Origin of the sequence: Corynebacterium sp. (assembly GCF_022712195.1) — a bacterium.
Classification (GTDB): domain Bacteria; phylum Actinomycetota; class Actinomycetes; order Mycobacteriales; family Mycobacteriaceae; genus Corynebacterium.
The window spans coordinates 41814-63844 of record NZ_JALAGY010000084.1; the positions used below are offsets into that span (position 1 = coordinate 41814).

The 22031-nt window shown below is 68.8% G+C and carries 22 protein-coding genes and 1 tRNA gene; 16 read left to right on the forward strand and 7 right to left on the reverse strand.

All coding sequences use genetic code 11. The annotated features are described in order from the left end of the window. Positions 1-41: 41 nt before the first annotated feature. On the reverse strand, positions 42-1697 hold the full coding sequence (locus Q0A34_RS11165; protein WP_291480065.1) for a DASS family sodium-coupled anion symporter: 1656 nt from the start codon (positions 1695-1697) through the stop codon (positions 42-44). 204 nt (positions 1698-1901) lie between these two features. Here Q0A34_RS11165 and cmrA point away from each other — a divergent pair, with 204 nt between their 5' ends. The 3 genes from cmrA (at position 1902) to Q0A34_RS11180 (ending at position 3569) form a co-directional block, all read left to right on the forward strand. Beyond that, on the forward strand, positions 1902-2735 hold the full coding sequence (gene cmrA, locus Q0A34_RS11170) for a mycolate reductase (protein ID WP_291480066.1): 834 nt from the start codon (positions 1902-1904) through the stop codon (positions 2733-2735). 35 nt (positions 2736-2770) lie between these two features. After that, positions 2771-3400: an oligoribonuclease gene (gene orn / locus Q0A34_RS11175; protein WP_291480067.1), complete on the forward strand. Its 630-nt coding sequence runs from the start codon at positions 2771-2773 to the stop codon at positions 3398-3400. Positions 3401-3496: 96 nt separating this feature from the next. Continuing rightward, positions 3497-3569, forward strand: a tRNA-His gene (locus tag Q0A34_RS11180). 118 nt (positions 3570-3687) lie between these two features. Here the strand turns inward: Q0A34_RS11180 and arr are convergent. From arr to Q0A34_RS11200, 4 genes are all read right to left on the reverse strand, one after another. Continuing rightward, complete coding sequence (arr, locus tag Q0A34_RS11185; protein WP_291480068.1) at positions 3688-4107, reverse strand: NAD(+)--rifampin ADP-ribosyltransferase; 420 nt, start codon at positions 4105-4107, stop codon at positions 3688-3690. Further along, entirely contained in the window at positions 4104-5327 is a 1224-nt protein-coding gene (locus Q0A34_RS11190) for a saccharopine dehydrogenase NADP-binding domain-containing protein (protein WP_291480069.1), read from the reverse strand. The genes arr and Q0A34_RS11190 overlap by 4 nt, the downstream gene beginning before the upstream one ends. Before the next feature lie 80 nt (positions 5328-5407). Continuing rightward, positions 5408-6637 (reverse strand): NADH:flavin oxidoreductase/NADH oxidase family protein, encoded by a 1230-nt coding sequence (locus Q0A34_RS11195; protein WP_291480070.1) that lies wholly within the window; start codon positions 6635-6637, stop codon positions 5408-5410. 136 nt (positions 6638-6773) lie between these two features. Then, on the reverse strand, positions 6774-7142 hold the full coding sequence (locus Q0A34_RS11200; protein ID WP_291480071.1) for a CHY zinc finger protein: 369 nt from the start codon (positions 7140-7142) through the stop codon (positions 6774-6776). 12 nt (positions 7143-7154) lie between these two features. Between Q0A34_RS11200 and Q0A34_RS11205 the strand changes: the two genes are divergently transcribed. The 4 genes from Q0A34_RS11205 to Q0A34_RS11220 all read left to right on the forward strand — a co-directional run bounded on the left by Q0A34_RS11205 (position 7155) and on the right by Q0A34_RS11220 (position 11591). Next, positions 7155-7664: a hypothetical protein gene (locus Q0A34_RS11205; protein WP_291480072.1), complete on the forward strand. Its 510-nt coding sequence runs from the start codon at positions 7155-7157 to the stop codon at positions 7662-7664. A 47-nt stretch (positions 7665-7711) separates the two neighbouring features. Beyond that, a complete protein-coding gene (locus Q0A34_RS11210) occupies positions 7712-8230 on the forward strand; it encodes a hypothetical protein (protein ID WP_291480073.1) in 519 nt (172 codons plus the stop codon). A gap of 68 nt (positions 8231-8298) precedes the next feature. Continuing rightward, a complete protein-coding gene (locus tag Q0A34_RS11215; protein ID WP_291480074.1) occupies positions 8299-10428 on the forward strand; it encodes a RecQ family ATP-dependent DNA helicase in 2130 nt (709 codons plus the stop codon). A 95-nt stretch (positions 10429-10523) separates the two neighbouring features. Then, entirely contained in the window at positions 10524-11591 is a 1068-nt protein-coding gene (locus Q0A34_RS11220; protein ID WP_291480075.1) for a biotin/lipoate A/B protein ligase family protein, read from the forward strand. A gap of 88 nt (positions 11592-11679) precedes the next feature. Here Q0A34_RS11220 and Q0A34_RS11225 read toward each other — a convergent pair whose 3' ends face one another. Next, positions 11680-12579, reverse strand: coding sequence for a cytochrome b/b6 domain-containing protein (locus Q0A34_RS11225; protein ID WP_291480076.1), 900 nt, complete (start codon positions 12577-12579; stop codon positions 11680-11682). On the opposite strand from Q0A34_RS11225, the gene Q0A34_RS11230 reads away from it, so the two are divergent. Continuing rightward, positions 12578-13291, forward strand: coding sequence for a hypothetical protein (locus Q0A34_RS11230; RefSeq protein WP_291480077.1), 714 nt, complete (start codon positions 12578-12580; stop codon positions 13289-13291). The genes Q0A34_RS11225 and Q0A34_RS11230 overlap by 2 nt on opposite strands. A 383-nt stretch (positions 13292-13674) precedes the next feature. Here the strand turns inward: Q0A34_RS11230 and Q0A34_RS11235 are convergent, their stop codons facing one another. After that, positions 13675-14484, reverse strand: a complete 810-nt coding sequence (locus tag Q0A34_RS11235) for a MurR/RpiR family transcriptional regulator (protein WP_291480078.1) — start codon at positions 14482-14484, stop codon at positions 13675-13677. Positions 14485-14649: 165 nt separating this feature from the next. Here Q0A34_RS11235 and Q0A34_RS11240 point away from each other — a divergent pair, with 165 nt between their 5' ends. The 8 genes from Q0A34_RS11240 to Q0A34_RS11275 form a co-directional block, all read left to right on the forward strand. Then, a complete protein-coding gene (locus tag Q0A34_RS11240; protein WP_291480079.1) occupies positions 14650-15249 on the forward strand; it encodes a DUF308 domain-containing protein in 600 nt (199 codons plus the stop codon). A gap of 165 nt (positions 15250-15414) precedes the next feature. Next, positions 15415-15918, forward strand: a complete 504-nt coding sequence (locus Q0A34_RS11245; protein WP_291480080.1) for a DUF308 domain-containing protein — start codon at positions 15415-15417, stop codon at positions 15916-15918. Positions 15919-15939: 21 nt separating this feature from the next. Then, positions 15940-16935, forward strand: a complete 996-nt coding sequence (locus Q0A34_RS11250) for an LLM class flavin-dependent oxidoreductase (protein WP_291480081.1) — start codon at positions 15940-15942, stop codon at positions 16933-16935. Positions 16936-17316: 381 nt separating this feature from the next. After that, complete coding sequence (locus Q0A34_RS11255; RefSeq protein ID WP_291480082.1) at positions 17317-18342, forward strand: ABC transporter substrate-binding protein; 1026 nt, start codon at positions 17317-17319, stop codon at positions 18340-18342. 178 nt (positions 18343-18520) lie between these two features. After that, complete coding sequence (locus Q0A34_RS11260) at positions 18521-19438, forward strand: iron chelate uptake ABC transporter family permease subunit (RefSeq protein ID WP_291480088.1); 918 nt, start codon at positions 18521-18523, stop codon at positions 19436-19438. Next, on the forward strand, positions 19428-20507 hold the full coding sequence (locus Q0A34_RS11265) for an iron chelate uptake ABC transporter family permease subunit (protein ID WP_291480083.1): 1080 nt from the start codon (positions 19428-19430) through the stop codon (positions 20505-20507). Before Q0A34_RS11260 ends, Q0A34_RS11265 begins: the two co-directional genes overlap by 11 nt. Then, the gene (locus Q0A34_RS11270; RefSeq protein ID WP_291480084.1) at positions 20504-21259 is read left to right on the forward strand and encodes an ATP-binding cassette domain-containing protein; all 756 of its coding nucleotides are present in this window, start codon (positions 20504-20506) and stop codon (positions 21257-21259) included. Before Q0A34_RS11265 ends, Q0A34_RS11270 begins: the two co-directional genes overlap by 4 nt. Before the next feature lie 11 nt (positions 21260-21270). Beyond that, a partial coding sequence (locus Q0A34_RS11275) for an ABC transporter permease (RefSeq protein WP_291480085.1) occupies positions 21271-22031 on the forward strand: 761 nt, incomplete at its 3' end.

The following is a 22031-nucleotide window of genomic DNA, read 5'->3' on the forward strand; positions in this document are numbered from 1 at the left end:
GCGACGGGCCGGGCCCGGGCCGGGGCCGGGGGCGCCCCCAGCTAACCGAAGGTCAGTCCGAACACCGGGACGGCCAGTCCGAAGACGGTGAGGGTGATCAGGAAGACCGCGATGACGTTCAGCCAGAACCCGCCCTTGAGCATGTCGCCGGCCTTGACGTACCCCGACCCGTAGGCGATGGCGTTGGGCGGTGTCGCCACCGGCAGCATGAAGGCGCAGGTCGCGGCGAGTGCGGTGGGGATCACCAGGAACATCACGTTCATGTCGTTGTTCGCGGTCAGCCCGATGCCCACGGCGACGCCGCCCATGATCGGCAGGAACGTCGCGGCGGTGGCGGTGTTGGAGGTGAACTCGGTGAGGATGAGCACCACGCCGGCGATGGCGAACACCAGCAGCACCAGCGGGAGGGCGTCCATGCCCTTGGCCATCTCACCGATCCACAGCGACAGACCGGAGGCGGACACCATGGACGACAGTGCGAGACCGCCGCCGAAGAGGATCAGGACGTCCCACGGGACCTCCTTGGTGTGCTCCCAGTCCATGACACGGGTGCCGCGACTGTTGACCGGGATGACGTACATCAGGACCGCGGCCGTCATGGCGATGGCGGCGTCGGCGATGGTGATCGACCACCAGGACACGTACTCGGCGAGCAGCGGGAAGGAGATCCACGCCACCGCGGTGCACACGAAGATGACGCCGGCGGTGACCTCTGCACGGGTGACGGCACCCATGTTGTCGATCTCCTTGCGGATCAGTTCCTTGCCTCCCGGGATCTCGTCCATCTCCGGCTTGAAGACGGTGACGAGGACGAGCCAGGCCAGGACGGTGAACACGATGGCGAGCGGCAGGCCGACGGCCATCCACTTGCCGAAGCCGATCTCGATGCCGTGGCTCGAGGACATGTACGCGGCCATCAGGGCGTTGGGCGGGGTGCCGATCAGCGTGCCGAGGGAACCGATGGAGGCTGCGTAGGCGATGGCCAGCATCAAGGCGGTGGCGAACTTCTTCTGGTTCTGGTGCCCGCCGACGCGTTCCGCGGTCAGCGCCAGCACCGACACGCCGATGGGCAGCATCACCACGGCGGTGGCGGTGTTCGACACCCACATCGACATGAACCCGGTGGCGACCATGAAGCCCAGGACCAGCTGCTTGGGCTTCGTCCCGACCCACAGCACCACCAGCAGTGCCACCCGTCGGTGCAGACCCCACCGTTGGATGCCGAGTGCGAGGATGAACCCGCCCATGAACAGGAAGATCGTGGGTTCGGCGTAGGCGACGGAGACGTCGCCGAAGCCGGCGACCTGGAGCACCGGGAAAGCCACCAGGGGAACCATCGCGGTCGCCGCGAGCGGCAACGCCCCGGTCATCCACCAGGCGCCCATCAGGACCGCCACGGCGGCGGTCACACGGATCGTGTCGATGTCGAACGGTCCGTTGTCGTCGTCCGGGTAGGCCTCGTTGACGAGGTCCGCCCCGTTCGACGGGAAGATGAAGTAGATGACGACGGCGAGCAGGAGGCCGACGCCGAGGCCGATGAACTTCTTGCGGTTGTTGGCGCGTTCGACGTCGCCGGCCTGCCGCTGCTCCTCTGTGTTCTGAACTTCCGTGTTCTGATCCTCTGCGGTGGGGTTGTCGGCCACCGACAGGGCGTCTGGGTCGGACGGGCGCCCGCCCTCTCCGGCTGTGTGAGACATGTCGTGATCCTCTCGTGGACAGTGAACGTCAATCACAAGAGTAAGGCCATTAGTATCCCGAGGCTAATGGTGTCCCGAACGGGGTTGACGGCCCATTCCCCTGGCCGGCTCCGCCCCGACAGGTTCCGACTCTCCGTCGGCGCCGGCTCCCCGTGTAGCCTAAAGTGGCACTTCACCCCGTCCACACCGAGGAGTCCCGCCATCGTGTTCCGTCGTTCCCGCCGTCCCGCCTCCCTCCCAGCTCCGGGCCCGGACCGTGTCGCCGTCGTGACCGGCGCGTCGTCGGGTATCGGGCAGGCGATCGCGGTGGAGCTCGGCTGCCGCGGACACAACCTCCTCCTCGTCGCCCGGACGCCCGGCCCGATGGAACAGGTCCGGGAGGAACTCGCCACCGCCCGTCCGGACGTCCGCGTGGAGATCCGCGCCTGCGACCTCGCCGACTCCGCGGCCCGCGCCGTGCTCATCGACGAACTCAGGACGCGCGACGTCCACATCATCGTCAACTCCGCGGGCGTGGCCACCTTCGGCCAGTTCCGCAAGCTGGACCCGTCCTATGAACGGCTCCAGTTCGAGCTGAACGCCACCGCGGTGTTCGAGCTCACCGCCGCGGTGCTGCCGGGGATGGTGGACGGCGGCGACGCGGGCATCGTCAACGTGGGCTCGGTCGCCGGCAATGCCGCCATCCCGAACAACGCCACCTACGTGGGCACCAAGGCGATGGTCAACACCTTCACGGAGGCGCTGCACTACGAGCTGAAGGACACCGGTGTGCGGTGCACCCTGCTGGCCCCCGGGCCGGTGCGCGAGGAGGTGAAGGACGACGCGGAGCGGACGGTCGTCGACCGTGCCACCCCGGACTTCGTGTGGACGACGTACCCGGACTGCGCGACGGAGACGCTCGACGCCCTCGCCGCGAACAGGCTGCGCGTCGTCCCCGGCGGGCTGTCGAAGGTGGCCAACGTGCTGTCCACCTACCTTCCCCGGCGGCTGACCGCCCCCCTGTTCGGCGCGGCGTACTCACGCATGGCTGAAGACTAGAGACGACGAGAGACGACGAGAAAGGTCCTGCAACCATGACCCCGAACCAGATCGCCAAGAACGACCGGATCGTCTGGGCCGACTGCGAGATGACCGGGCTCGACCCGGACCGGCACGTCCTGGTCGAGATCGCCGTCGTCGTCACCGATGCCGACCTGACCCCGCTGGATGACGGCATCGACATCGTCATCCACGCCACCGAGGACGAGCTCGCCGGGATGGACGACTTCGTCACGAAGATGCACGCCGACTCCGGTCTCACCGAGCAGATCCGTGAGAGCGCGGTGGGCGTCGCCGACGCCGAGGCCCGCGTGGTGGAGTACCTGAAGAAGTACGTGCCGGTCGCCGGCGCCGCACCGCTGGCGGGGAACTCCATCGCCAGCGACCGCAAGTTCATCTCCCGCTACATGCCGGATCTGGACGCGTTCCTTCACTACCGCATGATCGACGTCTCCTCCATCAAGGAACTCGCCCGCCGCTGGTACCCGCGGGCGTACAGCAACCAGCCGGACAAGGGGATGCAGCACCGGGCGTTGGCCGACATCCGCGAATCCATCCGTGAGCTCGACTACTACCGTCGTGCGCTGTTCGTCCCCGCTCCCGGCCCCACCAACGGTGAGGCGAAGGAGTTCGCCCGGCAGGCGTCCGACGCCACCCCGGTCTGACGGTGAGCGGCCCGTTTGGCGCGGTCGACGGGCGTGGTCTAGTATGAATCCCGCTGCAGCAACGACGCCGGGCCTGGTTGCCGTTATGCATGCATGGTGGCTGTAGTTCAGCTGGTAGAGCACCAGGTTGTGATCCTGGGTGTCGCGGGTTCGAGTCCCGTCAGCCACCCCGAAGAACGGACCCGGTACCCTGCTCCGCAACGGAGAGGGTGCCGGGTTCAGTCATGTTCCCGCCGGTGACCGCGCACCTCCGGTCCCGGCTGGTTGAGCTGGTTGAGCTGGTTGAGCTAGTTGAGGATGTCGCCTCGCTCCTCCGGCGCCTTCGAGACCAGCCGGTCGCGCCACCCCTGCAGTGCCTCCGGGGTCAGTCTGGGCCAGTCGTGCACTTCACCGACGACGCGTACGGGTGCCGCGGTCCGGTACGACCGGGTCGGGTTGCCGGGGAATTTCCGGTCGGTCACGTTCGGGTCGTCCTCGAAGGCCCCGGTCGGCTCCACCTCGTACACGTGCGGGGAACCGCCGCCGGTGAGTTCCACGGCCAGTTCCGCCGCCAGGCCTGCGCCGTCGCGTAACGCGGTGAAGTACACGTGGTTCATGACCACGTCGGGACGGTAGTTCGACCGGTGGCCGGCCGTCAGCAGGTCACCTGGACCGAGTTCCGCCGCGGTGCCGTGGAAGAAGGGGCCGGTGTCGAGGGGGCCGGTCACCCGACGACCTCGAACGACATCCCCGCCGAGGTCAGCCGGTCGATGAGGTTCTCCCCCATCGCAGTGGCCGTGGTGACCTGGCCGGCGACGTCCGGGTTCTCGTCGAACGCCAGGCTCATCGCCGACTCGGCGAGCATCGTGGCGGTCTCGGTGTAGCCGGGGTCGCCCCCGCTCACCCTGGTGTGGACGGTCCTCCCCGCCCCCGAGCCCACGACGTCGACGGTGAACCAGGTTCGGTCCCGCCGCTCCTGCGAGGGCCCCTCGCCCGGGGAGATCCGACGCGCGATCGCACGGCGCACCGGCGGGACCTGGATCGCCCCCAGCACGACCGCCGCGCCGATGATCGACGCGGGGACGGTCAGGAACCTCCGCGCCCCCGCGGTGTGGGAGTAGGTGAATTCCGGGCCGTAGTCGTCCCGGGAACGGCCCGAGCGGGCGACGATGTCTCCGTCGATCGTCGGCAACGGGATCAGCCAGTTCCCGGTGACCCGGTCGTAATGGGGCAGGGTGAATTTCTGGCGTGCCGTCCGTCCCGCCGGACGGTCCTCGACCCTGCGGCGTTCTGCGGCGGCGCGCCACAGTGACCTCGGCCGTGACATCTGGAGCAGCCCGGAGTGCAGTGTGCCGCCGGACAGGGAGGCGTTCGTCCGGACGACGCCCCTGACGGTCAACGGCACACCGTCCGGCAACCGCGTCACGGTGTACAGCACCCCGAGGTCGTGGGGGACGGAGTCGAAGCCGCAGGCGTGGACGAGGCGGGCGCCGGTGCGCCTGGCCGTGGCGTCGTTCTCCAGGAACATCCGGTCGACGAACTCGGGTTCCCCGGTCAGGTCGACGTAGTCGGTGCCTGCGCCGGCACAGGCTGCGACGAGCGCGGCACCGTACTCCAGGTACGGCCCCACGGTGGTGACGACGACCTTCGTCGAGCGTGCGACCTCACTCAGGGAGGCCGGATCCGTGGAGTCGGCGTGCAGCAGTTCCATGTCGGCCAGGGCGGGGTCGGCCTGCGCCAGCCGTCGGCGTACGGCGGTGAGCTTCTCCCGGTTCCGCCCCGCCAGTGCCATCCTGCCCCCGTCGGGGAGGTGTTCCGCGAGGTAGTCGGCAGTGAGCCCGCCGGCGAACCCGGTGGCACCGAATAAGACGATGTCGAAGCGACGGCCCCGGTCGGCGGGGTGCTCGCGTGGTCCAGTGGGGCCAGTGGGTTCTGTCGGTTCAGTCATTGCGCCTTCCGGGAGCGACACCTACACATGTTTACAGTGCTCACAAGTGTAGGTGCCGCTCCCGGAGGCGTCAACGTCACCTACCGCCGCGGGAAGACCGCCCGCATTCCGTGGCGCTTCGCGGCGAACCACAGGGCCGCCAGGCCGTCCCCGCCGACGGCCCGGCCGTCGGTGATCCGGTCCATCTGCATCTCGTACCAGGCGATCCCCATCAGTGACTCAGTGTGCTCGTCCAGCGACTCGATGTGAGTGGTCAGACGCGGCAACCGCACCCGTTCCCGGTCACCGTGCTCGATGATGTCGTTGGCCAGCTCGGGGATGAGCACCATCGGACGGGCCATGCCGATCAGGTCGCCCAGCCCCTGCGCCAGGCCGTCCTCCACGTCCTCCGCACAGCGGAAACCGCCGGTCACCAGCACCGGGACATCGACCGCGTCGCGGATGCGACGGGAGTGGTCACCGAAGAAGATCTCACCCCGGTCACCGGTGGCGTCGACCTCGTCGCCGAGCATCAGCGGGGTGGAGTAGGTTCCGCCGGACACCTCGATGACGTCCACGCCCAGCTCGGCGAGCTTCTTCGCGACCTCGAGGGACTCGTCCTCCCCGAAACCGCCGGGCACCCCGTCGGTGGCGTTGATCCGCACCGACACCGGGAAGTCGTCGCCGACCTTCTTGCGCACCGCGCGGTAGACCTCGACGAGCAGGCGCATGCGCCCCTCCAGGTCACCGCCGTACTCGTCGGTGCGCAGATTGTCCGCCGGGGACAGGAACTGGTTGATGAGGTAGCCGTGGCCGGCCTGGATCTGAACCCCGGTGAAGCCGGTCTCCCGCGCGATCAGCGCAGTGTAGGCGAAACGCCACACGATCAGGTCGATGTCGGAGACGGTGAGCTCGCGCGGTTCAGCGAAGTACCGGCTGATGCGCCCGGACACCGGGACGGCGCTGGGGGCGACCGGGTACTTGTTGACGCTGCGCGGGGACTGCTTGCCGGGGTGGTTGAGCTGCATCCACAGGTGCGTGTCGTTGACCGTGCCGGCGGTGGCCCAGGCGCGCAGCATGTCGAGGTGCCGGTCGTCGGTGGCGACCACGGAGCCCGGCTCCCCCCGGTGCTCGGAGTCCACCATCACTCCGCCGGTCACGACGAGGCCCGAGCCGCCGTCGGCCCACCGCCGGTACAGGTCCAGATGCTGGTTGGACGGCCCGCCCGCCGGGGTCGCCAGACCCTCGTGCGTCGACGCCTTCACGAGTCGGTTCTTCAGTGTGGTGCCGCACGGCAGCTCCAGGGGTGCGGCAACCGGTGTAGGGGTCACGGTGACTCTCCAAAATGGTGTGGTTTTCCGGTGAACAGATGTGTCGCGGACCGCCCGACGGCCCGTTACCCGCAGACTGTACCTGCTGGTCCCCGCCTACTTATCATGCTGCAGCGCACAGACTCAAGACTCCCCCTTACCACACCTCACCCACGTCGAAGTACAGGTGTGCGTGCAGCGAGCAGCCCGGGTTGAACGCCGCACCGCACCCGGGGCAGGACGCGCCGCCGTCGAGGTACTCCCGCACCGTCATCCAGTGCCCGCACACACGGCAGAGGACGGCGTGCCCCACGGTGAGGCGTTCCCGCGGCCAGGGGACGATGCGGTGGTCCTCCGCCTCGTCGTGGCAGTGCAGGCAGGGGTAGGTCCGCCCGCAGCAGTGGAACCGGATCGCCACCACGTCCCGTGGCGAGGACCAGTGCCCGCACCCGACGCCACCGACGAGACCGGTGGGATCCGCATCCACAGCCTCTTCCACAGCCTCCTCCTCCTTCCGTTCCTTCACTAGGCTAAGTATATGGACGCCGTCGAGACTCTTCAGGGCATCGTGACCGTCATCGCGTTGTTCGGCGGGATTCCCATGGGCGTCTCGGCGGTGGTCCTGGGCTACATGCACGTGACCGAACGCGACGACCGGAACGTGTTCTACGCCGGTGGCGGCTCCCTGGGAAACACGGGCGCGGCGGTCTGCGGTGCCGCGACCGGTGTGGCGCTGTGGCTGCTCTGGTTCAGCTGGGGAGACCCGGCCGGCTACGCGACCTGGGCCGTCGTCGGCGCCGTCCTCACCGCCCTGGCCGCCGTGACCGGGATCGGTGCGGTGACCCGGTGGCGGAAGACGGGGCCGTTCGTCGTGTCGCTGGGCGGGCTCTTCGGGTTCTCCTCGGCCTACGCGGTGGACGCGGGGTTCTACGACTCGACGGGGCTCTGGGGCGTGGGCTACATCATGATCGTCGTCATCGCCGGATTCATCCTGGCGGTCATCGCCACGTGCATCGTCCTGGTGAAGACCCGGCGCCACCGGAGCTAGGGCGGGAAGGCACAGAAGGCACACAAGGCACAGCAACTATGGAAGCGATGGAGAACATGGGCTCTGCGGACACTGTCCTGAGGACCGGCCAGACGATGCTGCTGTGGGGCGGCCCGCTGCTGGCGTTCTGCGTTCTGCTCCTCGCCGCCGTGCACCTCGCGGAGCGCAGGCGGGCCACTCTCCCGGTGGACCCCCGTGCGAGGATCGGCAACACCGCGGCGGCCGTGGCGGAGCTGGCCGCGGGCCTCCTGGTCTGGGCCCTCTGGTTCAGCTGGGGATTCCCCGGCGGTTCCGGGACGGTCCTGTCCGTCGGCGCGACCGTCACGTCATATTTCGCCCTGGTATGGCTGGGGGTCCGTACCCGGTGGCCGTGGACGGGCCCTTTCGTCGTGGCGCTCGGCGGTCTGACCGGTTTCTCGACCGCCTTCGGTCTCGCCGACGGGTCCTCGGACGTCACCGGGCTGTGGCTGATCGGTTACGTCTTGGTCACCGCCGGCGGCGCTGTCGTGCTGGCGCTCATCAGCGCGGGGATCGTGGTGGTCCGGTCCTCTGACTGGAGGGACTGACCTCCACAGGTGGTCCGCTGCGGTGACGGGCGCGTTCCATGTCCGGGCCGTGTTCTAGTGTGGACCCCATGCCGACCGACAATCCTTTCGACGACCCCCTCCTCGTCCGTGCGACGGAGATCCTGCGCGAACTGACCGGGCGGGAGGACGCGTCCTTTCGGGACGGCCAGTTCGACGCGGTGTCCGCGCTGGTCCGGGACCACAAACGTGTCCTCGTCGTCCAGCGCACCGGGTGGGGGAAGTCGGCCGTGTACTTCGTCGCCGCGCGGCTGATCCGCGAGGGGTACGGTGCCCAACGGGGGCCGACGCTGATCATCTCCCCTCTGCTCGCCCTGATGCGTGACCAGGTCGCGGCTGCGGCACGGGCCGGGGTCCGCGCGGCGACGATCAACTCGTCGAACGCGACGGAGTGGGATTCGGTGCTGGACAGTCTCACCGCCGGCGAGCTCGACGTCCTGCTGATCTCCCCGGAGCGGCTGACGAACCCGCGGTTCCGCACCAACGTCCTCGACGTGCTGCTCGATCCGGCGCAGGCCGGGGTGGGCATGATCGTGGTGGACGAGGCGCACTGCATCTCGGACTGGGGGCACGACTTCCGGCCTGACTACCGCAGGATCGGGACGTTGCTCGACGGCCTCCCGGCCGATCTTCCGGTGCTGGCGACGACCGCGACGGCGAACAGCCGGGTGGTCGCCGACGTCGCGGCGCAGCTCGGCGAGGACACCATGGTTGTCCGGGGTCCGCTCTCCCGCGACTCGCTCCGGCTGGGTGTGGCGCCGACGGCCGGCCCCGAGCACCGCATCGGGTGGCTCGTGCAGCATCTCGGTGACTTCCAGGGTTCGGGCATCGTCTACGCCCTGACGGTGTCCGCCGCGGAGGACACCACCCGTGCCCTGTCCGAGGCGGGCTGGAACGTGGCCGCCTACACGGGCCGTACCGACGCCGAGGACCGGGCGCGGCTCGAGCAGGCGCTGAAGGACAACGAGATCAAGGCGCTCGTCGCCACCAGTGCCCTGGGGATGGGGTTCGACAAACCTGACCTCGGTTTCGTGGTGCATCTCGGGGCCCCGAGCTCCGCGGTGGCGTACTACCAGCAGGTGGGACGTGCCGGACGTGCCACCGACAACGCCGACGTCCTGCTGCTGCCCGGTAACGAGGACCCGAACATCTGGGAGTACTTCGCCACGGCGTCCATGCCGGACGAGCAGGAGGCGCAGGCGGTCCTCACCGCCCTGGCCGAGGCCGGTTCCGCCCTGTCGGTGCCCGCGTTGGAGCCACTGGTCGGGGTGAAACGTTCCCGGCTGGAACTGCTGCTGAAGACCCTGCAGGTCGATGGTGCGGTGGACCGGGCGCAGGGCGGGTTCACCGCCACGGGTGTGCCCTGGACGTACGACGCCGCACGCTACGCGGCCGTCGCTGAGGCGCGGCGCCGGGAAGCCGACGCCATGCTGGACTACGAGGCGGGGAACATGTGCCGGATGCGCTTCCTCGCCGAGACCCTCGACGACCCGCATGCCCGGGACTGCGGTCGGTGCGATGTCTGCGCCGGCCAGTGGTGGGATTCCGGGGTCAGCGAGGACAGTACCTCCGGCGCGCGCCGCATCCTGTCCGGCATCGGTGTACCTGTCGAACCTCGTGGTCAGTGGCCGTCTGGCATGGCCACGATCGGCGTGCCGTTGAAGGGGAGGATCCCACCGGAGGAGCGGGTGTCCACGGGGCGCGCCGTCGCCCGCTTCACCGACCTGGGCCCCGGGCAGGTACTGCGCGGCTTCCTGGCCGAGGGCGCGGAGGACGCGCCGGTCCCGAAGAACATCGCCGACTGGTGCATCACCGTGCTCAGGGAGTGGGACTGGGAGGAGAGGCCGACGGTGGTCGTCGGCATGCCCGGCACCACCCGGCCGTTGACCTGTGCCGACCTGGCACGCGGCCTGGCCAGGATCGGCAGGATAGCCGACGGTGGCCAGTTGTCCTACACCCGGGATCCGGGCTCCCCGGACGTGAACAGCGCCTTCAGGGTGCAGAACCTCCACGACGCCGTTCACGTGGATCCGGCCACCGCGGACGCGGTGCAGGGACAGGTGGTCCTGCTCGTGGACACTGAGATCGGTTCCCGCTGGGCGGTCACTCTCGCAGGTCGTGAACTGCGCAGGGCAGGTGCCCGCGCCGTACTCCCCTTCGCCCTGGCTCTGCGCGGCTGACCTGCCGGGACCGGCGTAGGCTGGTCCGCGGAAAAAACGGGGGTCCCGCCTCTGTGGACCCCTCCCCCGAACCCCACCCGAGGAAAGGTCAGCCGATGCACGGAGAATACAAGGTCCCGGGAGGGAAACTGGTCGTCGTCGACCTCGACGTCACCGGGTCGACCGGGGGCACTGCGGGGACGCTCTCCGGGGTCCGTATCGCCGGGGACTTCTTCCTCGAACCTGACGAGACTCTCGTCCGGATGACCCGCGCGCTGGAAGGGGCACCCGCCGACCTCAGCGCCGCCGACGTGGCGGCGAGGGTCTCCGACTCGCTCCACGCCGACGACGTCCTGTTCGGCATCACCCCGGACGGTGTGGGCGTGGCCGTCCGGAGAGCGCTCGGTCACGCTGTGAGCTGGGACGATCTCGATCTGGAGGTGATCCACGGGCCCAGCGTCGACCCGATGGTCAATGTCGCGCTCGACGAGACCCTCACCGAGGACGTGGCGGCAGGTCGCAGGAGACCGTTCATGCGGCTGTGGGAGTGGAATGCCCCGCAGGTGGTGATCGGTTCCTTCCAGTCCTACTCCAACGAGATCAACCAGGAGGGCGCGGACCGCCACGGGATCACCGTCTCCCGTCGTGTCACCGGCGGGGGTGCGATGTTCATGGAACCCGGCAACTGCGTGACGTACTCTCTCGTGGTCCCGCAGTCGCTGGTGGACGGCCTGAGCTTCGCACAGTCCTACCCGTTCCTCGACGAGTGGACCATGGAGGCGCTGGAGAAGGTCGGCATCCGCGCCCGCTACGTCCCGCTGAACGACATCGCCTCCGAACAGGGGAAGATCGGCGGCGCCGCGCAGAAGCGGTTCAGCAACGGCTGGATGGTCCACCACGTGACCATGTCCTATGACATCGACGCGCAGAAGATGACGGAGGTCCTGCGAATCGGCGAGGAGAAGATGCGGGACAAGGGCCAGCGCTCCGCGGTGAAGCGGGTCGACCCCATGAGATCGCAGACCCGGATGCCGCGCTCGGAGATCCTGGAGGTCTTCTTCAACCATTTCAGGGACAAGTACTCCGCCCGCGAGGGGACGATCACCGAGGACGACCTCTCGAAGGCCCGGTTGCGTTGTGACGAGAAGTTCTCCACCGAGGAATGGACCCGCCGACTGCCGTGACCCTGGGTGGCCCGGTGGACATGACGACGCGGGGACGGTGTCCGGTACCGGACACCGTCCCCGCGTTCTCTGTGCGGGGGTAAGGACCCTAGCGGGCGCTGACCTGGCCGAAGCGCGATGCGATGGGCGCGAGCACCAGCGGACGCGTGGCGAACAGGACCGCGATGGTGACGAACACCGCGCCGAGCATCCAGAAGAATCCGCCCCAGCCGTCCGCCGGAGTACCGGCGAACATGTGGTTCAGGTTCTTGGTCATGCCGGTGGCGAAGACCAGGAAGACGTGGGCGATGATGAACAGGACGAAGAAGAGCATCGTCGGGAAGTGGATCTTGCGGGCGACCGGCGCCGGGTAGATCTTGTTCAGCTTCGTGGCGTTCTTCGGCCACCATTCGCTCATACGCAGGCCGGAGATGATGGCCAGCGGTGCGGCGATGAAGACGATGACGAAGTACATGATCTGCTGGAGGCTGTTGTAGTTGACCCAGCCGTTCTCAGCCGGCCACTGCATCGAGGCGTACTGCAGCATCGCCGAGGCGGCGTTGGGGAAGACCTCCCAGCTGGTGGGCACGATGCGCGCCCAGTGACCGGAGATGAACAGCAGCACGATGAAGACGACACCGTTGAGGATCCACAGCAGGTCCAGTGAGGTGTGCAGCCACAGGTGGATGCTGATCTTCTTGCCACCCTTCTTCGGCTGCCAGACCGCCGGCGGCTTCTGCTGCTGGCGGACCCGGAGACCGGACTGGATGATCATGGCCATGAAGAAGAAGTTCAGGAAGTGGGTCCAGCGTGCCCAGGCGGGGAACCCGTCCTCGACGAACTCCGGCAGGTGGTACTCACCGGGGTAGCGTTCCATCCAGTTGGAGACGGAGTCGAGTCCGGTGAACCAGCGGGCTCCGAGGATGACCACGGCGGCGAGCACGGCGGCGATCGCCAGGCCGATGCCGGCGAGCTTGCCCCACTGTCCCAGGGACTTCTCGCCGATCATGACGGGCTCGCGCTTCTTCTTCGGCTTCTCCTTGGTGGCCGCGGCGGCCTTCGGAGCGGCAGCGGGTGCAGCGGCGGCCGGGGCGCCAGGAGCAGCCGGAGCTGCGGCACCCGGGGTCGCCGGCGCACCGGGAGCACCGGGTGCAGCAGGCGCCGACGGAGCACCGGGCGCGGCCGGGGCCGCAGGTGCACCGGGGGCAGCCGGGGCGGCAGGCGCACCGGGAGCACCGGGTGCAGCCGGGGCGGCAGGCGCACCGGGAGCGGCCGGGGCGGCAGGCGCACCGGGGGCGGCCGGAGCGGCAGGCGCTGACAGAGCACCCGGGGCTGCGGGTGCACCAGGTGCGGCCGGAGCCGCAGGTGCCGACGGAGCGGCCGGTGCTGCCGGAGCCGCAGGTGCCGACGGGGCTGCCGGAGCAGAAGGTGCGCCCGGCGCAGCCGGGGCACCGGGAGCGCCCGGTGCGGTCAGCTTCATCGGGGCGCCCGGCTCAGCCGGTGCCGGAGTTGCCTCCGTGGAGTTCTCCTCCGCGGTGCCGCCACCGGTCGTGTCCGGTGCAGCCGGGGCCGCCGGAGCAGCCGGAGCAGCAGCGTCCGGTTCAGCGGGAGTGGCGGGCGTCGCCGGGGCCGACGGCGCGGCCGGCGCACCAGGCGCCTGGGCGACAGGTGGCTCCAGCTTCATCGGCCGGGCCTGTTTGTCGTCGTTGGACATTGTGTAGTCTCCTACTGCTTTCGCTCGTCAATAGCGCTGGTGAGTTGTGGAACAGGCGCGGACAGGTCGTCTCTGCCGACACCGTCGTCCGTCACGAGGATCATAGCGTCCGACACGTCCGGGGAAGCCACGACAGTCGACCTACCCGGGTGTTTCCGCTCGACGGTCCGTCCGGGAGTCGCCGGACGTCGGTGTTCCGGCCGGGTCACGACCGGGGCGCCGTGCACATCCACGGCACCCCGTTCGGGACAAAGGCCCGGGACCCTGTGCCCGGCACCGACGACGGAATTCATGTGACCTGGACCTCTTCTGAAACGATAACTACCTCAGGGGACAGGATAGCCGACATGTGCCCCGTGTCACGAAAAACGGTGGAATCCCCGCCTGTGGTCACCGTCCGAGCGCACGCCGGAGCCGGTCGACGACGTCCCCGGCGCGCTCACTGCGCTCCGGGTCCCTCGCGGCGGTCGCCACGGTCAACGCCTCGAGTACCGCGACCGTGGGCACGTAGCTGGGGCTGAGCTCCGGGTCACCGCGTCCGATGCCCAGCGCCACCGCCGAACGCGGGTCAGCGCTCAGTTCACCCTCGGTCAACTGGATTACCGGGATCTCCAGCTCCCCCGCCCGCGCCAGGAGGACGTCCCCTTCGGCGGAGGTGCCGTCGTAGGAGAGCAGCACCACGACGTCCCCCGTGTCGAGTACGGCTACCTCGTCGGCGAAACCGGCCCCGGTCGCCCCGATCCCCACCGCCCGCAGTCCCGCCCGTACACACCGTGCCGCGGCGTAGTCGGCGATGTGGCGTGACGGCCCGAACCCCACCACCACGATCCTCCGGGCCCCGGACAGGAGGTCCACCGCACGTTGGAGGTCGTCCTCGTCGAGACGCCGCATCAGTGTCTCCGCCCCCACTGCACGCCCCCGAACGAGGGACGACACCGTCCCGTCCCGGAGCGACGAGGACATCCTGCCGCTGCGGGACAGGTCCGCGGCCAACGTCCGGCGCAGGTCGTCGAGACCGTCGAACCCCAGCTTGCGCACCGTCCGCACGACCGTGGCGTCACTGACGCCGATGACACCCGCCAGCCGCAGGGCCGAATGTCTGCCCACACTGTGCGGGTTCGCCGCCATGAAGTCCGCGACCCGCACCTCCGCCGGGGTGAGCCGCACCCGGTTGTCCCCGATCCTCTCCACGAGATTCATGTCGTTCACACTACGCAGGCGGCCGCGGGCCAGTAGTCCCGCTTATGGGTGTCGACCACGTGCGGGGGACGGCCCGCAGACGGCTCCCCTGCGCCGCGCCGGCGGGCCTACCATGGGGTGACACCGGAATTCCGGGTGCACACACGTCCCTGAAAGGCGCCCACCATGGCCTCCCCGTCCTCCTCCACCGTCACCGGCCCGTCGGCCGTCCTGTCCGCTCTCCGCCGCCGGGGGTCCCGTTTCCTGCTCTGGCGGGGAATCGTCGGGGTGCTGTCCGGTCTCCTGCTCGTGCTCTTCCCGTTCAGCTCGGCCGTGGCGATGAGCATCGTCGTCGGTGCGTGGATGGTCGTGGACGGGCTGGTGGCGTCCGGTCAGGCCGTGGACCTCCGGAAGGCGGGTATGCCGTGGGGTCGGACCCTGGCAGAGGGGATCGTGGCGGTGCTGGCCGGTGTCGCCGTGCTGCTGTTGCCCGGCGTCTTCGCGGTGGTCGGCTCGTTCTTCATCATCGGCTTCCTGGCCGTCGGCCTGGTGGTCAGCGGTGTCACCCAGCTCAGCGTCCCCCGGGAGCTGCGGGACGGTTGGGCGATCGCCTCGGGCGTGCTGAATGTCGTCTTCGGCGTGCTGCTCGGCGTCCTGGCCGTCCTCAACCCGGTCGACAATGTGTGGACACTGGCCTGGGTCGCCGGCGTGTACGCCCTGGTCCTGGGCGTGTCAGCCATTGCGATCTCCCTGCGTCTGCGCAGGTCAGGCACACCGGAGGAGTAATCCGGCAGTAGTCCGGTCACAGGCGGTTCCATAGGAGTTGTGCGCTCTCCTTACGCAGGTCTACGATCGGTCGCCATGATTACCCGTCCTGGGGACACCACTGAGTGTTCTTATGCAGTACCCGGCCCTCACCTCGGTCGGCATCTCCGCGAAACCGGCGGTCGGATGCTCCTGTGGCGAGGCGGGTTGAGCGTCGTCGTCGGCCTGGCGTTGCTCCTCTTCCCCATCGAGACCGCCACGGTTGTGGGGCTGGTCATCGGCCTGTGGCTGCTCGTCGACGGGTTCAGCACCGCCGGTCTCGCCGTCCAGCAGCGGTCGCACGCGGCCGCCTGGGGCTTCACGATGTTCTCCGGTGTCGTCACGGCCCTCGCCGGTGTCGCCGTGATCGTCTTCCCCGTGGGCTTCGCCGTGGTCGGCGCGATGGCCGTCCTGTGGATCATGGCCCTGGGCCTGGTCCTCACCGGCATCGCCCGCACCGCGGCACGCGCGGGCGGATGGAGCCTGGCCACCGGCCTGCTCAACATCGTCTTCGGGGTCCTGCTCGGCGGGCTCGCCCTCGCCGAGCCCGCCGGTGGACTCGTCGCCCTGGCGTGGCTGCTGGGAGTGTACGGACTGCTGTTCGGCGCGCTCTCGATCGTCATCGGGATCCGGTTGCGCCGCACCCGCTGATCCGGGCGTACCGTCGGGGCCATGAGCACCAACGAACGACACGTCCCCCTCTCCCTCATCGACTTCGCCACCGTCTACGACGGTGAACGCCCCCGCGACGCCTTCCGTCGCTCCGTCGACCAGGCGCAGCTCGCCGAACGTCTCGGTTACTCGCGGATCTGGTACGCCGAGCACCACAACATGCCGAACATCGCCTCGAGCGCACCGGCCGTGCTGATCTCCCATGTCGCCGCAAAGACCGAGATGATCCGGCTCGGCTCCGGCGGGGTGATGCTGCCCAACCATTCTCCGCTGGTCATCGCCGAGCAGTACGGCACACTCGCCGAACTGTACCCCGACCGTGTCGACCTCGGGCTGGGACGTGCACCGGGCACCGACCAACGCACCGTCCTGGCGTTGCGCCGCGACCCCCGCTCCGCCGAGTCCTTCCCGGACGACGTCCGCGAGCTGCAGGGCTACCTCAGCGGACGTTCCCGGGTGGCCGGTGTGTCGGCGACGCCGGGGGCCGGTACCGACGTCCCTCTCTACATACTGGGGTCGTCCCTGTTCGGGGCGCAGCTGGCGGCGAAGCTCGGCCTGCCCTACTCCTTCGCCTCCCACTTCGCGCCGGACGCCCTGAAGGAGGCCGTCGCGGTGTACCGGGACACCTACCAGCCGGCGAAGGAGCACCCGGAGCCCTACGTCATCGCCGCGGTGAACGTCACCGCCGCGGACACCGAGTCCGACGCGGCCGTCCAGAACGAGAGGGTGCGGCGCAACCGCGTCCGGGCGATGGCGCTGCGGGGCCGGAAGGTCTCCCCGGAGGAACTCGACCTGCTGATGTCGTCCCCGGCGGCCGACCAGATCCTCTCGATGCTGCGCTACTCCGCCGTCGGCACCGGCGAGCAGGTCCGCGAGTACCTCGAGGGGTTCGCCGCCACGGCCAGGGCGGACGAGCTGATGGTCGCGATCCAGGCGCCGTCCACCGAGCAGTCGCTGCGGGGCATGGAGATCCTCGCCGAGGCCTGGGGGCTGTGACGGCAGCGGTGCGGTGAACGGTGTAGTGAATGTAGTGAGGTGCGGTTACCTGCATACGTGCACTACAGAGGGCACATCGCCGGTGCCGCGACACCCCCTGGTTTCACCCCCGATACCGCCGGTGTGACGTGTCCCGCCCCATCCCCGCCGACAGCGACCTGACCTCGCGGTACTGCGCGCCGTCACGGCGACCGGCACCGCATACCCGGACGGGTAAGCCACCCGACCCTATCTTCTTCTTAGGGTGCGCTTTGCTGCATTCGGTTCGGCTCAGCTAATCTGCGCCCGAACGAGTTTCGCTCAGCCAGTTCGAGACCGCGGCCCCGGAGACCTTCTGACGTTGACTCCGGCACCCGGTCGCCGAGAAAAGGAATCTGCCGAATGCGCATCACCTTCCGTCGTACGGCCAGCCGCGCGCTGGCCGTGTCCATGACCGCCCTGCTCTCCGCGGGCGCACTCGCCGCCTGCTCCTCCGATGAACCGGACACCGGCAACGGCTCCTCCGGAGACACCCGGACCGTCACCGACGCCCGTGGCGAGGTCGAGATCCCCGCCGACCCGGAGCGCGTGGCGGCCTTCGACAACCGCATCTTCCAGGTGCTCGCCGACTGGGACATCGACCTGGTGTCCGCCCCGGTCACCCTGATCCCGGACACGATCGAGAAGTACCACGACGACACCGAGATCCACGACACCGGTTCCCACCGCGAGCCGAACCTCGAGGAGCTCGTCGCCGCCGACCCCGACCTCGTCATCACCGGCTACCGCTACGCCAGCCAGTACGACGAGATGAAGGAACTGCTCCCGGACACCCCCATCATCGACCTGAGCTTCGGTGAGAACTCCGAGGGCGAGGCGGACCAGCCGCTGGAGGATACCCTCAAGCAGGTCACCAACCTCATCGGCGAGGTCTTCCAGAAGGAGGACGAGGCCGAGGGCCTGGTCGAGAAGTTCGACGAGGCCAAGGACCGGGCGAAGGCCGCCTACGACACCGACGAGACCGTGATGGGCCTCATCGTCTCCGGCGGCGACATCTCCTACTCCGCACCGACCACCGGCCGCTCCGTCGGCCCGGTCTTCGACATGCTGGGACTCACCCCCTCCATGGAGCGCGACGGTTCCTCCAACCACCAGGGCGACGACATCTCCGTCGAGGCCATCGCCGAGTCCAACCCGGACTGGCTGATCGTCATGGACCGCGACGCGGCCGTCTCCTCCTCCGGTGAGGACTCCCGCCCGGCCGACGAGGTCATCGCCGACTCCGAGGCGCTGAAGAACGTCCCCGCCGTCAAGGAAGGCAACATCGTCTACTTCCCGGACGACTTCTACACCACCGAGGACATCGAGGCGTACACGACCGCGCTGAACGGCATCGCCGACGCCTTCGAGGCCCACGACTCCGAGTAGTCACCCCGTCACCGGTGGAGCCGCAGACCCGACCCACGCGGCTCCACCGAGACACAGCAGTACAGACAGGACCCCCATGACCGTCGCACAGTCCCGGGCCGCCGACGAGGCGCCACCGTCCCCCGCGTCTCCCCCGACGCGGTCACGGTGGCGCGCCACCTGGCCACTCCTCGCCGGGATGGCGTTCACGCTCATCCTGATCGTGATCTCCCTGTTCGTCGGGGTCTTCGACATCACCGGGCACGACGACGGCTGGATGATCTTCGGGGTCACCCGCGTCCCCCGCACCATCGCCCTGGCGCTCGCCGGTGCGGCGATGGCCATGAGCGGTCTGGTGATGCAGCTGCTCACCCAGAACAAGTTCGTGGAACCCACCACCACCGGGACCACCGAGTGGGCCGGGCTGGGCCTGATCGTCACGATGATCATGGTCCCGGGGGCCAGCCTGCTCACCCGGATGGTCGGCGCGATCCTCTTCGCCCTCGTCGGCACCGTCGTCTTCTTCCTCTTCCTGCAGCGGGTCACGCTCAAGTCCTCGCTGATCGTGCCGATCGTGGGCATCATGCTCGGCGCCGTGGTGGGCTCGGTGTCCAGCTACGTCGCACTGAAGACCGACATGCTCCAGCAGCTCGGCATCTGGTTCGCCGGAAGCTTCACCAGCGTGGTGCGCGGCCGCTACGAGCTGCTGTTCATCGTGCTGGCGGTGACCGTGCTGATCTTCATCATCGCCGACCGTTTCACCGTCGCCGGTCTCGGCAGGGACATCGCCACCAACGTCGGGCTGAACTACACCCGGGTGCTGATGCTCGGCATCCTCATGATCGCGGTGGTCTCCGGCGTGGTCACCGTGGTGATCGGCTCCCTGCCGTTCCTGGGGCTGATCGTCCCCAACATCGTCTCCCTCTTCCGCGGCGACAACCTCCGCTCCAACCTCCCCTGGGTCTGCATGCTGGGCATCTGGGTCCTCATCGTCTGCGACATCATCGCCCGTACCGTCATCGCCCCGTTCGAGGTCCCGGTGTCCCTCATCCTCGGCGTCGTCGGCGCGGTGGTCTTCGTCTTCCTCCTCGTCAGGAGCCGCCGCCATGCCCGATAACGCCACCGCCCGGACAGACACCGCCCGGACAGACACGGCCTCCCCCGGTTCCGACGTGCGGTCCACCCCACGCCACTCCGGACCGTTCGTCACCCCCGGGCAACGCCTGAGGTACATCGTCCTGGTCGCCGTCCTCGTCGTGGCCGCCCTCGGTTTCACCGCCGCCCACCTGAGCTACGGAAACCCCCTGGACTTCGGCACCGAGGGCTACTGGAAGATCGCGCGCATGCGGGTGGGCACCCTCATCGCGATGCTGGTCGTCGCCTTCTGCCAGGCCTTCGCGACGGTGTCGTTCCACACCGCCACGAACAACCGGATCATCACCCCGTCCATCATGGGGTTCGAGGCCCTGTACGTCGCCGTGCAGACCGCGGTGATCTTCTTCGCCGGTTCCGCCGGACTCGCGGCCTTCACCGGCACCTCCCAGTTCATCGCCCAGTCCGTGCTGATGATCATCTTCGCCGTTGGCCTCTACACCTGGCTGCTCTCGGGAAGGTTCGGCAACATCCACGTGATGCTGCTGGTCGGTGTCGTCATCGGCGGGGGCCTCAGTGCCCTGTCGACGTTCATGCAACGGCTGCTCGAGCCCAGCGAGTTCGACATCCTCACCGCCCGCACCTTCGGCAACGTCGGCAACGCCGACACCGACAACTTCGCCCTGGTCATCCCCGTCGTGGCGGTGACCTGCACGATCCTGTTCCTGCGCTCACGACGGCTCAACGTCGTCGCCCTCGGACGCGACACCGCCAGCAACCTCGGTGTCAACCACAGGCGCGAACTGATGCTGCTCCTGTTCCTGGTCGCGGTGCTCATGGCGATGACCACGTCCCTGGTCGGCCCCATGACCTTCCTCGGTTTCCTGGTCGCCACTCTGGCCTACCAGCTCACCGACACCTACGACCACCGGCTGATCCTGCCGGTCGCCGTCCTGGTGGGGTACATCGTGCTGTCCGGCTCGTACTTCATCATGCGCAACTTCTTCTACGCCGAGGGCGCGGTGACCATCATCATCGAACTCGTCGGCGGAAGCGTCTTCCTCTTCTTCATCATGCGAAAGGGCCGTCTGTGATCTCGCTCGACAACGTCTCCAAGTCCTACAGTGCCGAGACCACGATCGGCCCGGTCTCGCTGGAGATCCCCGCCGGCGGCGTCACCGCCCTCGTCGGCCCCAACGGCGCCGGCAAGTCGACCCTGCTGACCATGATCGGACGGCTGCAGAAGCCCGACACCGGCACCATCACCGTCGGCGGCATGGACGTGGCGTCCACCCCCTCCGGTGAGGTGGCGAAGCACCTGTCGATCCTGCGGCAGGAGAACCACTTCGTCACCCGGCTGACCGTCCGGCAGCTCGTCGGGTTCGGACGCTACCCCTACTCCCACGGACGACTGAACGTCGAGGACGAGAAGTACATCTCCGAGGCCATCGACTTCCTCAACCTCACCGAGTACGAGAACCGCTACCTGGACCAGCTCTCCGGCGGCCAGCGTCAGCGCGCCTACGTGGCCATGGTCCTCGCCCAGAACACCGAGTACGTCCTGCTGGACGAACCGTTGAACAACCTGGACATGAAGCACTCCGTCCAGATGATGAAACAGCTGCGCCGCGCCTGCGACGAACTGGGGCGCACCGTGATCATCGTCCTGCACGACATCAACTTCGCCGCCCGCTACGCCGACCACATCTGCGCGATGACCGACGGCTCCGTCAACGTCTTCGGCACCCCGCGGGAGGTCGTCCGGGACGACGTGCTCACCGACATCTTCGGCACCGAGGTCCGTGTCCTGGAGACCGAGTTCGGCCCACTGGCCAACTACTTCTGACCCCCGCCGTCATGACCCTCTCCCCCGAGCTGTGGCGCAGCCTCGCCGGTGTCGCCGTGCTCGTGGCGGTGGCGGTCACCGTGCTGTCGGTGACCGGGGTGCCGCACCGGTGGGGCACGGCTGCGGCGGTGGCCCGGGGGACGGTCCAGCTGGCGGTGCTCAGTGTGGTGCTCACCGGGGTCATCACCGACGCACTGTGGGTCGGCGTCGCCCTGGCCGTGATGTTCACCGTCGCCGCGGTCACCGGCACCGTACGTCTGGGCTGGTCGCCCCACCGACTCCTGGTGGTCTCGGGTGCGATGGCAGCCGGGGTGTCCACCGTACTCGGGGTGGTCTTCCTCACCGGCGCCGTGGAGTTCTCGCCCCGCTACGTCCTGGCCGTCGGCGGGATCGTCATCGGCGGCGCCATGTCCACCGCCGCACTGGCCGGACGCCGCCTCGCACAGGCGACGCAGGAGCGGTGGCCCGAGATCGAGGGATGGCTGGCGTTAGGTGCCACCCCGCGGCAGGCCACCGCCGACATCGCGCGCTTCGCCGTCCGGGAGGCGCTGGTCCCCTCCACGGACCAGACCAAGACCACGGGGCTGGTCACCCTGCCCGGCGCGTTCGTCGGTGCGATCTTCGGCGGCGTCAGCCCGTTGGACGCCGGACGGTTCCAGGTCGTCGTCCTCGCCGGGATCATGGCTGCGGGGGCGGTCACCGCGTCGGTCGTCGCCGTCCGCCTCGCACCGTCACTGTTCCGCCTGCAGACTCCCCCGCCGTCCCCGCAGCC